The organism is Streptomyces sp. NPDC048192 (assembly GCF_043202415.1).
In the GTDB taxonomy this organism is placed as follows: Bacteria; Actinomycetota; Actinomycetes; order Streptomycetales; family Streptomycetaceae; genus Streptomyces.
Genome location: NZ_JBIDAL010000025.1, coordinates 108,595 through 120,976 on the forward strand (window position 1 = coordinate 108,595; position 12,382 = coordinate 120,976).

10 protein-coding genes and 1 tRNA gene are annotated in these 12,382 nt (G+C 73.6%); 8 read left to right on the forward strand and 3 right to left on the reverse strand.

All coding sequences use genetic code 11. The features are described from left to right. Positions 1-130: 130 nt before the first annotated feature. Together ACGFZN_RS37290 and ACGFZN_RS37295 are read right to left on the reverse strand one after the other, a co-directional pair. Complete coding sequence (locus ACGFZN_RS37290; protein ID WP_393862910.1) at positions 131-340, reverse strand: hypothetical protein; 210 nt, start codon at positions 338-340, stop codon at positions 131-133. A 192-nt stretch (positions 341-532) separates the two neighbouring features. Continuing rightward, positions 533-604, reverse strand: a tRNA-Cys gene (locus tag ACGFZN_RS37295). Between the two features lie 173 nt (positions 605-777). Here ACGFZN_RS37295 and ACGFZN_RS37300 point away from each other — a divergent pair. From ACGFZN_RS37300 to dapE, 5 genes are all read left to right on the forward strand, one after another. Then, complete coding sequence (locus ACGFZN_RS37300; RefSeq protein ID WP_393862911.1) at positions 778-2,208, forward strand: MFS transporter; 1,431 nt, start codon at positions 778-780, stop codon at positions 2,206-2,208. A gap of 327 nt (positions 2,209-2,535) precedes the next feature. Then, positions 2,536-4,335 (forward strand): DEAD/DEAH box helicase, encoded by a 1,800-nt coding sequence (locus ACGFZN_RS37305; protein ID WP_393862912.1) that lies wholly within the window; start codon positions 2,536-2,538, stop codon positions 4,333-4,335. 340 nt (positions 4,336-4,675) lie between these two features. Then, the gene (locus ACGFZN_RS37310) at positions 4,676-5,317 is read left to right on the forward strand and encodes an IclR family transcriptional regulator (protein WP_393862913.1); all 642 of its coding nucleotides are present in this window, start codon (positions 4,676-4,678) and stop codon (positions 5,315-5,317) included. Positions 5,318-5,450: 133 nt separating this feature from the next. After that, positions 5,451-6,917, forward strand: a complete 1,467-nt coding sequence (locus ACGFZN_RS37315) for an amino acid permease (protein WP_393862914.1) — start codon at positions 5,451-5,453, stop codon at positions 6,915-6,917. Beyond that, positions 6,914-7,969 carry a succinyl-diaminopimelate desuccinylase gene (gene dapE / locus ACGFZN_RS37320; RefSeq protein WP_393862915.1) on the forward strand — a complete coding sequence of 352 codons (1,056 nt, stop codon included), beginning with the start codon at positions 6,914-6,916 and terminating at the stop codon, positions 7,967-7,969. The genes ACGFZN_RS37315 and dapE overlap by 4 nt, the downstream gene beginning before the upstream one ends. Here dapE and ACGFZN_RS37325 read toward each other — a convergent pair. Further along, positions 7,950-9,503 (reverse strand): PucR family transcriptional regulator, encoded by a 1,554-nt coding sequence (locus tag ACGFZN_RS37325; protein ID WP_393862916.1) that lies wholly within the window; start codon positions 9,501-9,503, stop codon positions 7,950-7,952. The genes dapE and ACGFZN_RS37325 overlap by 20 nt on opposite strands. A 102-nt stretch (positions 9,504-9,605) precedes the next feature. Here ACGFZN_RS37325 and ACGFZN_RS37330 point away from each other — a divergent pair, with 102 nt between their 5' ends. The 3 genes from ACGFZN_RS37330 to ACGFZN_RS37340 are packed head-to-tail and all read left to right on the forward strand — an operon-like array spanning position 9,606 to position 12,292. After that, positions 9,606-10,361 (forward strand): chorismate synthase, encoded by a 756-nt coding sequence (locus tag ACGFZN_RS37330; protein WP_393862917.1) that lies wholly within the window; start codon positions 9,606-9,608, stop codon positions 10,359-10,361. Then, positions 10,358-11,467, forward strand: a complete 1,110-nt coding sequence (gene menC / locus ACGFZN_RS37335) for an o-succinylbenzoate synthase (protein WP_393862918.1) — start codon at positions 10,358-10,360, stop codon at positions 11,465-11,467. Before ACGFZN_RS37330 ends, menC begins: the two co-directional genes overlap by 4 nt. Before the next feature lie 33 nt (positions 11,468-11,500). After that, positions 11,501-12,292, forward strand: a complete 792-nt coding sequence (locus tag ACGFZN_RS37340; RefSeq protein ID WP_393862919.1) for a S16 family serine protease — start codon at positions 11,501-11,503, stop codon at positions 12,290-12,292. Positions 12,293-12,382: the final 90 nt, after the last annotated feature.

Sequence of the window (12,382 nt, forward strand, 5' to 3'; positions counted from 1 at the left end):
GCCTTCCGGGTCGGTCACGCGGTCCTGGTCCCGGCGGGCGCAGTGCAGCAGGCGGGCACCCGGCCTCGGCAGCTCGCTGCGCCGCCGTGGGAGCGCCCCGCGGCGCGCGGCTGCGGGGCGCCCGTGGCGCTCAGTCGATCCGCTCTCCGTCGTGCGTACCGCCCTTGCAGAGGTTGTCCGTCAGATCGGCCGTTCCGCCGCCCTGCTTGCACTCGGACGGGGTGACGTAGGCCGAGGCACCCTGTGTGGCGGCGGCGGTTGCGGTGGCGGCACCCGCGAGGCTGAGTCCGGCGAGGCCTGCCGTGGCGATGACGGCGGCGAGGATTCGTCGAATGCGCATGTGGTTCCCCTTTCACGGATTGCCTCGATTGGGGCACTAGCCAGCCTGATCTTCACCCATGTGGGTGGCACGTCATGGTGCGCCATTCGAGTGAGTGACCGTCCGTCCTGAGCCGGCAACGGAGACGCACGACAGAAGGGCGGCACCCCTCCCGGGGCGCCGCCCTTGCGCTTCGCCTGTTCAAGGCGCCGGAGGCCGTGGCGGGATTCGAACCCACGTAACTCGCTTTGCAGGCGAGCCCCTGAACCACTCGGGCACACGGCCGTGTTCGTGTGCATGACGTTAGGGGGCCTGCCGGGAGGGCTCAAGGGAGACGGGCGGCATGCAATGGGACTGCCATACGGCGTTCATGAATGGGGGCGTAGGACCAAGGTCTCGGAGGGATGGGGACCTATTGACAGGGGTGAAACGCAGTTTCGGGCCTTACTCTGGTGGGCATGAGCGCCCTTGAGTCCAGTGATGCCGGTGTACTGAAACCCGTCGAGCAGGGCGACGGCGTGCTGGGCCGCGGCTTTCGGGCGCTCAGTGTCGGCATCGTGTCCGTCGTGCTGCTGATCGCCTTCGAGGCGACCGCGGTCGGCACCGCGATGCCGGTGGCGGCGCGGGAGCTCGACGGCGTGGCGCAGTACGCGTTCGCCTTCTCCGGGTACTTCACCACCAGCCTGTTCGGCATGGTGCTGGCGGGCCAGTGGTCCGACCGGCGCGGCCCGCTCGGGGCGCTGACCACCGGCATCGGGGCCTTCGCGGCGGGCCTGGTCGTCGCCGGGACCGCGCAGGCCATGTGGGTGTTCATCCTCGGCCGGGCCGTGCAGGGACTCGGCGGCGGGCTGGTCATCGTCGCGCTGTACGTCATCGTCGGCCGCGCCTACCCGGAGCGGCTGCGGCCCGCGATCATGGCGGCGTTCGCGGCCTCCTGGGTCGTCCCCTCCGTCGTCGGCCCGCTCGCCTCCGGCGCCGTCACCGAACACCTCGGCTGGCGCTGGGTCTTCCTCGGCATCCCGGTCCTCGTCGTCCTCCCGCTCGCCCTCGCCCTGCCGCAGATACGGCGCAGGGCCTCCGGCCCGGTCGACGAGGAAGCCGGCGCCGCCTCCTTCGACCGGCGGCGGATCCGGCTGGCCCTCGGCATCTCCGCCGGCGCGGGCCTGGTGCAGTACGCCGCCCAGGACCTGCGCCCCCTCTCCCTCCTGCCGGGCCTGGCCGGCGGCGCGCTGCTGGTGCCCGCCGTCCGCGGCCTCCTGCCGCCCGGCACCTACCGGGCCGCCCGCGGCATGCCCTCCGTGGTGCTGCTGCGCGGACTCGCCGCCGGTTCCTTCATCGCCGCCGAGTCCTTCGTGCCGCTGATGCTGGTCACCCAGCGCGGGCTCTCCCCGACGCTCGCCGGATTCTCGCTGGCCGCGGGCGGCGGCACCTGGGCGCTGGGCTCGTGGGCGCAGTCCCGGCCGCGCCTGCAGCCGTACCGGGAGCGGCTGATGACCTTCGGCATGCTGCTGGTCGCCGCCGCGATCGCCGCCGCGCCGAGCGTGCTCGTGCACGCCGTGCCCGTGTGGACCGTCGCCGTCGCCTGGGGCTTCGGCTGCTTCGGTATGGGCCTGGTGATCTCCTCCACCGGCGTGCTGCTGTTCCAGCTGTCCGCCCCGGAGGAGGCCGGCGCCAACTCCGCCGCGCTCCAGATCTCCGACGCCCTGTCCAACGCGCTGCTGCTCGCCGCGACCGGCGCCGCGTTCGCCGCCCTGGGCGGCGGCAGCACGGCCGCCACGGCCACGGCGGCCGCGGGTTCCCGTCCCGCCGCCTTCGCCGCCGTGTTCCTGCCGATGGCGGGGGTGGCGCTGGCGGGGGCGTGGGTGACGCGCCGACTGGGAGCCCACTGACGCCCGGCACGGCACGAGTCCACCGCCGACCGCTTTCGTACGACGCCGTCACCGGCCGGCTTCGGCGGGGTTCTGTGTCTGCCGCCACCGGCCGCCTCCCTGCCTGCCCGCCCTCGGGCGACAGCCGAGTAGTGCCCGGTTCTGCCGCCATCCGCCGGCAGCCGAACCGCGCCGGGACGAGAGCGCCGGGCGAGGGGATGTGACCTCGGTCCCACCCGTGAGCGACCCGGCCTCGTTCGCGCGTTGGCACCGCGGGGCCGCCGGTAGGGTGGCCCGGTTGTCAGACGTAGCCGAGCCCCACAAGACGAGCCCCACACCACGGAGACCGTGACTACCACCGCCGCTTCCTCCGCTCACTCCCACCACCTGTCGCCCGCCTTCCCCGGCCGCGCGCCCTGGGGTACCGCCAGCAAGCTGCGTGCCTGGCAGCAGGGGGCGATGGAGAAGTACATCCAGGAGCAGCCGCGCGACTTCCTCGCCGTGGCCACGCCCGGCGCCGGCAAGACGACCTTCGCGCTGACGCTCGCCTCCTGGCTGCTGCACCACCACGTCGTGCAGCAGGTGACCGTGGTCGCGCCGACCGAGCACCTGAAGAAGCAGTGGGCCGAGGCGGCCGGAAGAATAGGGATCAGACTCGATCCCGAATACAGCGCGGGCCCGCTCGGCCGGGAGTACGACGGCGTCGCCGTCACCTACGCCGGCGTCGGCGTACGGCCCATGCTGCACCGCAACCGCGTCGAGCAGCGCAAGACCCTGGTCATCCTCGACGAGATCCACCACGCCGGCGACTCCAAGTCCTGGGGCGAGGCCTGTCTGGAGGCCTTCGAGCCCGCCACGCGCCGGCTCGCGCTGACCGGCACGCCGTTCCGCTCCGACACCAACCCCATCCCCTTCGTGACGTACGAGGAGGGCCCGGACGGCATCCGGCGGTCCGCCGCCGACTACACCTACGGCTACGGCTCCGCCCTGGCGGACGGCGTCGTGCGGCCGGTCATCTTCCTCTCCTACAGCGGCAACATGCGCTGGCGCACCAAGGCCGGCGACGAGGTCGCCGCGCGGCTCGGCGAGCCGATGACCAAGGACGCGATCAGCCAGGCGTGGCGTACGGCGCTCGATCCGCGCGGCGACTGGATGCCCAGCGTGCTGCGCGCCGCCGACCAGCGGCTGACCGAGGTCAGGAAGGCCATCCCGGACGCCGGTGCGCTGGTCATCGCCTCCGACCAGGACTCGGCGCGCGCGTACGCCAAGCTGATCCGGGAGATCACCGGCACGAAGGCGACGCTCGTCCTGTCCGACGACGCCGGCGCCTCGAAGAGGATCGACGAGTTCAGCGCGAGCGACGACCGGTGGATGGTCGCCGTGCGCATGGTGTCCGAGGGCGTCGACGTGCCCCGGCTCGCGGTGGGGGTCTACGCCACCACCATCTCCACCCCCCTGTTCTTCGCGCAGGCCGTCGGGCGCTTCGTACGGTCCCGGCGGCGCGGCGAGACCGCGTCCGTGTTCCTGCCGACCGTGCCCGACCTGCTGACCTTCGCCAACGAGATGGAGAAGGAGCGGGACCACGCCCTGGACAAGCCGAAGAAGGAGGGCGAGGAGGACCCGTACGCCGAATCCGAGAAGGAGATGGAGGAGGCGAACAAGCAGCAGGACGAGGACACCGGCGAGCAGGACATGCTGCCCTTCGAGGCGCTGGAGTCCGACGCCGTCTTCGACCGGGTGCTCTACGACGGCGCCGAGTTCGGCATGCAGGCCCACCCGGGCAGCGAGGAGGAACAGGACTACCTGGGCATCCCGGGGCTCCTCGAACCCGAGCAGGTGCAGCTGCTGCTGCAGAAGCGGCAGGCCCGCCAGATCGCGCACAGCCGCAAGAAACCGGACAGCGAGGCCGACCTGCTGGAGCTGCCGGCCGAGCGGCGGCCGGTGGTCACGCACAAGGAGATGATGGAGCTGCGCAAGCGGCTGAACACGCTGGTCAGTGCGTACGTCCACCAGAGCGGCAAGCCGCACGGTGTGATCCACACCGAGCTGCGGCGGGTGTGCGGGGGACCGCCCAGCGCGGAGGCCACGGCGGGGCAGCTGCGGCAGCGGATCGCCAAGGTGCAGGAGTGGGCGACCCGGATGAGGTGAGTCGGCCGCCAGGTGGCGGGGCTGTGCCCGGGACCCCCAGGGACTGGCGCGTGTCAGTTCCTGGGGGCCGCGCGTTTCCGGACGAATGACAGCAGGCCGGATCTCGGCTTGACCGGATTCTGGACGGAGACTTCCGCTCAGCGAACCTGCTTCGCTACTGTCCCGCTACGCACACGCCCCGTGGCAGCGCCGCCGCGGAGCGCAGCCGTGAAGCGACATGGCCCGGAGCCGCTGGGTCGTTCTGCCGATCGGCGGCCTCTGAAGCGCGTCGCCGACGGGACTCGGTGACGCATCCGCCGCTCAGGGGGCCGCCGACCTCACCACCAAAGGAGTGGGCGTCGTGACCGCGGAGACCTCTCAGACGCTCGATCGGGGACTGCGCGTCCTCAAGCTGCTGGCCGACACCGACCACGGGCTGACCGTCACCGAGTTGTCCACGAAACTGGGCGTGAACCGTACCGTGGTGTACCGGTTGCTCGCCACCCTGGAGCAACACGCGCTCGTACGGCGCGACTTGGGCGGGCGCGCCCGGGTCGGACTGGGGGTGCTGCGGCTCGGCCGGCAGGTGCATCCGCTGGTACGGGAGGCCGCGCTGCCCGCGCTGCGGTCGCTCGCCGAGGACATCGGGGCGACGGCGCATCTGACGTTGGTGGACGGGACGGAGGCGCTGGCCGTCGCCGTGGTCGAACCGACGTGGACCGACTATCACGTGGCGTACCGGGCCGGGTTCCGGCACCCGCTGGACCGGGGGGCGGCGGGCAAGGCGATCCTGGCCGCGCGGCAGTCTCCGGCCGCGGACCCCGGCTACACCCTGACGCACGGCGAACTGGAGGCCGGGGCGAGCGGCGCGGCCGCACCGCTGATCGGGGTCACCGGCGTCGAGGGCAGCGTGGGCGTCGTCATGCTGGCGGACTCCGTACCGGAACGGGTGGGCCTCAGGGTGGTGGAGGCGGCGAAGGAGGTCGCCGAGGCCCTGCGCTGACGCGCATTCGCCCCACTCTTTGGTCGTACGGCCAATCGGCGCCCCGCACCTCTGGCCGATCCGCGCACCCCACCGCGCCGCCCCCTCCGCATCATCTGGGGTCATACAGCCCCGAGGCGGAGGGAACAACGCGGTGGACACAGTGGACAGCCGGCCGGAGGCCGCAGCGCCGAGAACCCGGACACACAGCCTCACCCGGCGCCAGCCGGTGCAGCGCCTCGTCGGCGAGGCCGCCGGCAGCCCCCTGAAGCGGACCATGGGCGTGGCCCAGCTGACGCTGCTCAGCGTGGGGGCCACCCTCGGCACGGGCATCTTCGTGGTGCTCGGGCAGGCCGTACCGGAGGCGGGACCGGCGATCGTCGTCTCCTTCGTCCTCGCCGGCGTCACCGCTCTGTTCTCGGCGCTGTCGTACGCGGAGCTGGCCGGCATGATCCCCGGCTCGGGGTCCTCGTACAGCTACGCCTACGCCACCCTCGGCGAACTGGTCGCCTGGGTGTGCGGCTGGTGCCTGATCCTGGAGTACGGGGTGTCGGTCGCCGCCGTGGCCGTGGGCTGGGGCCAGTACGTCAACGAGTTGCTCCGGCTCACCGTCGGGGTGACCCTCCCCGACTCGCTCAGCGCGCCGCCCGGCGCCGGGGGCACCCTGAACATCCCGGCCGCCCTCATCGTCGTCCTCGCGATGGTCGTCCTGCTGCGCGGCGCCAAGGAGAGCGCCGTCGCCAACACGATCATGGTCGCCGTCAAGATCGCCGCCCTCGTGCTGTTCTGCGCCGTCGCCTTCACCGCGTTCCGCGCCGGGAACTTCCACCCCCTCTTCCCGCTCGGCGCCGCCGGCATGAGCGCCGGGGCGGCCTCGCTGTTCTTCTCCTACATCGGGTTCGACGCCGCCTCCACCGCGGGCGAGGAGGCCCGCGATCCGCAGCGGGACCTGCCGCGCGCCATCCTCCTGTCGCTCGTCCTCGTCACCGCCCTGTACGTCCTCGTCGCGGTCGCCGCGCTCGGCGCCATGCCGTGGAAGCAGTTCGCGGGCACCGAGGCCACGCTCAGCGAGGTGCTCGTGCGGTCCGTCGGCGGCGGGAACCTGTGGCCCGTCCTGCTGTCCGTCGGCGCGGTCGTCGCCACCACCAGCGTGGTGCTCACCGTGCAGTACGGGCAGATCCGCATCCTGTTCGCCATGGCCCGTGACGGGCTCGTGCCGCCGCTGTTCGCCAAGGTGCACCCGCGCACCGGCGTGCCCCGCGCCAACACCGTGATCGTCTCGGCTTTCATCGCGGTCCTCGCCGCCCTCGTGCCGCTCGGCAGCCTCGCCGACGCCACCAGCATCGGCACCCTCTTCGCGTTCATGCTGGTCAACCTGGCCGTCGTCATCCTGCGCCGGCGCAACCCCGAGGCCCCGCGCTCCTTCCGGGTGCCGTTCTCGCCCGTCACGCCCCTGCTCGGCGTCGGCTTCTGCGTCTACATGCTCGGCAGCCTGGGCGCCGACACCTGGATCGCGTTCGGCGTGTGGATGGCCGCCGGGCTCGTGATCTACGCCCTCTACGGCATCCGGCACTCGAAGCTCGACCGGCTCCCGCACGACCTCCAGGAAGACCCCGCATGACCCGCCTCGACCTCACCGCCGACGTCGTCGACCTCACCCGCGCCCTGGTCGACCTGCCCTCCGAGAGCGGTCGGGAGGCGGAGATCGCGAACGCCGTCGAGCACGCCCTGCGCGCCCTGCCCCACCTCACCGTCGACCGGGTCGGCAACTCCGTCGTCGCCCGCACCCGGCTCGGCCGCGGCGAACGCGCCCTGATCGCCGGGCACCTGGACACCGTCCCGGCCGCCGGGAACCTGCCCTCCCGGCTCGCGGACGGCCGCGTGCACGGGCTTGGCGCCTGCGACATGAAGGGCGGGGTGGCCGTCGCCCTGCGGCTGGCGGCCACCGTGACCGCGCCGGTGCGCGACCTCACCTACGTCTTCTACGAGTGCGAGGAGGTGGAGGGGGACCGCAACGGGCTGGCCCGCATCGGCGCCGAGCGGCCCGGCCTGCTCCAGGACGCCGGGCTCGCCCTCCTCATGGAGCCCTCCGACGCCGGTGTGGAGGCCGGCTGCCAGGGCATCCTCACCGCCGACATCGTGGTCGGGGGCGCCCGCGCCCACACCGCCCGCGCCTGGCAGGGCGTCAACGCCGCGCACAAGGCCGGCCGGGTGCTGCAGCGGCTCGACGCGCACCGGCCGGAGCGGGTCGTGGTCGACGGGCTGGAGTACCGGGAGGGGCTGAGCGCCGTCGCCGTACGGGCCGGGGTGGCCGGGAACGTCGTGCCCGACGAGTGCGTGGTCACCGTCAACTGCCGCTTCGCGCCGAGCCGTTCGCCGAAGGAGGCGGAGGCGTACGTGCGCGCGCTCTTCCCGGAGTACGAGGTCCGCGTCACGGAGGTCGTCGGCGGGGCGCTGCCGCACCTGGACAGGATCGGCGCCGTGGCCGCCGCGCTCGGCGCCGAGCCGCGGCCCAAGCTGGGCTGGACGGACGTCGCCCGGTTCGCCGCGCTGGGCGTACCCGCGCTCAACTACGGCCCCGGCGACCCCTCCCTCGCCCACACGCCGGGGGAGTACGTGCCCGTGGAGCACCTTCGGCGGTGTGAGGCGCGGCTCAGGACGTGGCTGGGCTGAGCCCCGCCAGCACCCTCAACTGAAGCCAGAGCACCAGCCGTTCGCCGGGGTCGTCCAGGTCGACCCCGACGTGCTGCTGGAGCTGCCTGAGACGGTAGCGGCAGGTGTTGGGGTGCACGGCGAGGAGCCTGGCCGCGCCCGCCATGTCACAGCCCGCGTCGAACCAGCAGACCAGGGTGCGGGCGTACTCCGTGCCGTGCTCGGCGTCGTACGCCAGCACCCGCCGCCACGCGCCCGCGCGCAACTCCCGCCGCTCGCCCATCACCTCGGCCAGCCGCAGCAGCACCACCCGGGCCCGGACCTCGTCCACGGCGGCCACCGGCAGCCGCGCGTCCAGCACCCGCAGCACCAGGTCCGCGTCCGCCCGCGAGTCCGCCAGGCCCGCCGCGTCCGGCACCACCTCGCCGAGCGCCGCCCGCACCGGCGCCCGCAGCGCCTGCCCGGCCCGCGCCACGATGTCCTCGGCCAGCCGCCGGTGCCGCTCGCCCGGGCCGGGCAGCACCGCGTACACCACCCCGTCCACCAGCACCCCGGCGTGCCGCCCGTAGCGCGCCTCGCAGCTCAGCCGCACGGCGTCCAGGAGGCGCAGCGCGGTGCGCTCGGCGTCGGGAACGTCCGCGGCCGAGTCGAGCACGAAGGCCGCGACCCGGGCGGGCCCGGTGACACCGAGCCGTTCGGCGGCCGTCGCCGGGTCCGGGGCCGTGCCGTCGAGCAGGCGGCGCAGCAGTTCGCCGCCCCGGTGCCGGGCCAGTTCCCGGGCGGCGCGCGCCCGCAGCAGGAGCAGGGCGGCGGTGGAGGCGCCCTGGGCGAGGGTGGCCTCGGCGTCGTCGGCGAGCGAGCCGCCGTCGATCACCCAGACCGAGCCGAGCGTCTCGCCGCCCGCCCGCACCGGCATGGCGAGGCGGGGCAGGTCGCCGTCGGACAGCGCGGGCAGCCTGAGCGGCCGGTCGGCGGCGAACAGCCTGCGGTACTGCTCGGTGTTCTCCGCGCTGGGCGGCACCTGCCGGCCGAGGATGCCCTGCCGGCGGTCCTCGTCCACCGGCTGACCGGCGACGGTGGAGTAGGCGAGGATGCGTTGCCGCGGGTCCTCGATGGCGGTGGCGCCGCCGGTCGCCGTGGCGATCGCGTCGGCCAGCGCGAACAGATCACCGAGGCCGCCGTCGGCCGGCGCGGCGGCGGGACCCGCGGCGAGGGCCGAGGCCAGCAGCAGGTGCACATGGTGCCAGGCCGCGTCCTCGGCGACCGACAGCAGCGCCACGCCGTGCGCCTCGGCCTCGCCGGCCGGGCCGTCCGCGCCGCGCACCACCACCCCGGTCAGCCCCGCCTCGGCCGCCGCCCGCAGCAGCGGGCCGGCCTCGGCCGCCGGTACGCCGACCGCCAGCAGCAGCGCGCCGGGCAGCCGGGGCAGCGGGAGCCGGCCGTCGTACAGCACCGCCTCGGTGACCGGTACGGCCTGCCCGGCGGGAGCCGTGTGCAGGCGCAGCGCGGCACCGCCGACGACGTCCAGGAGGTCACCGAGGGTGCAGGCGTCCATGAGCGTCCCCGAACAGGCTGTTGGCGGATGGTGAAACGAACCTACGCGTGCGTTGGCTGCTTACACAACATATGCCGGGCCACCTCCTCCGAGACTCATGGCATGACAGCAGGAGTCACCATCCGTACCGTCCAGGACGTCGCCTCCATCGCGGCCGTGGCCGACTACTTCAGCGACGTCTGGCACACGCCGCGCACCGCACCGCCGTACCCGGCCGAGGTCCTGCACAGCCTGGTGCACGCGGGCGGCGCGGTGCACGCCGCGTACGACCGGCGGCGCCTCGCCGGGGCGTCCGTCGCCGTCCTCGGTCACGAGCACGACACGTACTCCCTGGTGGCCGCCGCCGACCAGGGTCTCGGGCACGCCGTGAAGCTCGCCCAGCGCGACTGGGCGCGCGGCCTGGGCGCCCGCACCATGCGCTGGACCTTCGACCCGCTGGTGGGCCGCAACGCCCGCTTCAACCTGGTCAAGCTGGGCGCCACCGGCACCGAGTACCTGGTCGACTTCTACGGCCCCATGACCGACGGCGTGAACGACGGCGACGAGAGCGACCGGCTGACCGTGACCTGGGACCTCCGGGCGCCGGCCGGTTCGCACGAGCCCCCGGACCCCGCCGGCGCGCCCGTCACCCGCATCGCCCCCGACGGCGGTCCCCTCGCCCGCCGCGACGACCGGCACGTGTGGTGCCGCGTGCCCGAGGACGCCGTCAAGCTGCGCGCCGCCGACCCGGAGCTGGCGCTGCGCTGGCGGCACGCGGTGCGCGAGGTGCTGCTCACGGCGTTCGAGGAGGGGTTCCGGGCCACCGGGATGTCCCGCGACGGCTGGTACACGCTGTCCCGGACGGGGGAGGCGGCGTGAAGCTCGAGCGCGTCGAGATCGTGCACGTGGCGATCCCGCTGGTCACCCCGTTCCGTACGTCCTTCGGCACGATGACGACGAAGGACACCTTCCTGCTGCACGTCGTCACCGACTCCGCCGAGGGCTGGTCGGAGTTCGCCGCCGACCCCGAGCCGCTGTACTGCTCGGAGTTCGTCGCCGGCGCCGAGATCGTGCTGCGCGACTTCCTCGTCCCGCGCGCGGCCGCCCTGGCCGACCTCACCACGGCGCGGCTCGCCCCGGCCCTCGCCGGGATCAAGGGCCACGAGCTGGCCAAGGCGGCCCTGGAGACGGCCCTGCTGGACGCCGAGCTGCGGTCGTACGGCATGCCGCTCGCGGCCTTTCTGGGCGCGGTGCGCGACCGTGTGCCCGCCGGGGTCTCCGTCGGGATCAAGAACTCGGTCCCCGAGCTGCTGGACGACGTCGAGCGCTACCTCGCCGAGGGCTACGTCCGCATCAAGCTGAAGATAGAGCCCGGCTGGGACGTGGAGCCGGTCCGCGCGGTCCGCGACCGCTTCGGCGCCGGCCTCCCCCTCCAGGTGGACGCCAACACCGCCTACACCCTCGCGGACGCCGAGCACCTGCGCCGCCTCGACGACTTCGGGCTGCTGCTGATCGAGGAGCCGCTGGAGGAGGACAACCTGCACGCCCACGCCGTCCTCCAGCAGCGGCTGGGGACACCGGTCTGCCTGGACGAGTCCCTGCACCACGCCCGCGGTACCGCCGCCGCGATCGCGATGGACGCCTGCCGGGTGGTCAACGTCAAGCCCGCCCGGGTCGGCGGCTATCTCGAGGCCCGCCGGGTCCACGACGTGGCCCACGCCCACGGGGTGCCGGTGTGGTGCGGCGGCATGCTGGAGACGGGCATCGGCCGCGCCCCCAACCTGGCCCTCGCCGCCCTGCCCGGCTTCACCCTCCCCGGGGACACCTCCGCCTCCTCCCGCTACTTCGCCGAGGACCTCACCGAGCCGTTCGTCCTGGAGGACGGCCACCTCCCGGTCCCGGACCGTCCCGGCATCGGCGTCGAGCCGCTGCCGGACGCGCTGCGCAGGTTCACCCGGCAGCGACGGGACCTGTACAGGGGATGAGGGCACAACCCGTGGTCACGTTAGATTGAGGCCGTGCTCTCACGTCTCACACGCCTCCAGGCCGTAGCCGTCTGTGCCGTGCCCGTCGTGGCCCTGCTGGCCACGGCGGTGTTCGCGCCGCTGCCGTTCTCCGTGGCGCAGCCCGGCATGACGGCGAACGTGCTCGGCGAGAACAAGGGCACCAAGGTGATCACCGTCTCCGGCGCGCCGGTACGGCGGACCAGCGGGCAGCTGCGCATGGTCACGATCGTGGCGACCGGGCCGGACGCCCGGGTCACCCTCGGCGACGTGTTCGGCAGCTGGTTCCGCACCGACCGGGCGGTGATGCCCCGCGACGCGGTCTACCCGAGCGGCGACACCGTCAAGGAGATCGAGAAGCACAACGAGGCCCAGATGAAGCAGTCCCAGGACGCAGCCACCCAGGCGGCGCTGAAGTACCTCGGGCTGAGCGCCGACAAGGTCCGCGTCACCCTGAAGCTCGCCGACGTGGGCGGGCCGAGCGCGGGCCTGCTGTTCACCCTGGGCATCATCGACAAGCTGCACGGCAACGGCAGCGGCGGCGACCTCACCGGCGGCCGCACCATCGCCGGCACCGGCACGATCGACGCCTCCGGCAAGGTCGGCGCGGTCGGCGGGGTCGCCCTGAAGACCCAGGCCGCCCGCCGCGACGGCGCCACCGTCTTCCTGGTCCCCCGGGCCGAGTGCGCCGACGCCAAGGCCGAACTCCCCAAGGGCCTCCGCCTGATCCCGGTCACCACACTCAACACCGCGATCATCGCCCTCAACACCCTGAACACGGGCAAGGGCTCGGTGCCGAGCTGCTAGTGTCCTGAGTCGGGAATTCGCTGCGTAAGTCTTCAGTGGTTCGGCATGATGGCCGGGTGGCGAGGACGGGACGGCCGAAGGCCGAGCTGG

What these genes read in the sequence shown, in the direction of transcription:
- ACGFZN_RS37325 (WP_393862916.1), bottom strand. Translation starts at nt 9,503, where the DNA reads ATGGACGCCTGCACCCTCGGTGACCTCCTGGACGTCGTCGGCGGTGCC.
- ACGFZN_RS37330 (WP_393862917.1), top strand. Translation starts at nt 9,606, where the DNA reads ATGACAGCAGGAGTCACCATCCGTACCGTCCAGGACGTCGCCTCCATC.
- ACGFZN_RS37300 (WP_393862911.1), top strand. Translation starts at nt 778, where the DNA reads ATGAGCGCCCTTGAGTCCAGTGATGCCGGTGTACTGAAACCCGTCGAG.
- ACGFZN_RS37290 (WP_393862910.1), bottom strand. Translation starts at nt 340, where the DNA reads ATGCGCATTCGACGAATCCTCGCCGCCGTCATCGCCACGGCAGGCCTC.
- dapE (WP_393862915.1), top strand. Translation starts at nt 6,914, where the DNA reads ATGACCCGCCTCGACCTCACCGCCGACGTCGTCGACCTCACCCGCGCC.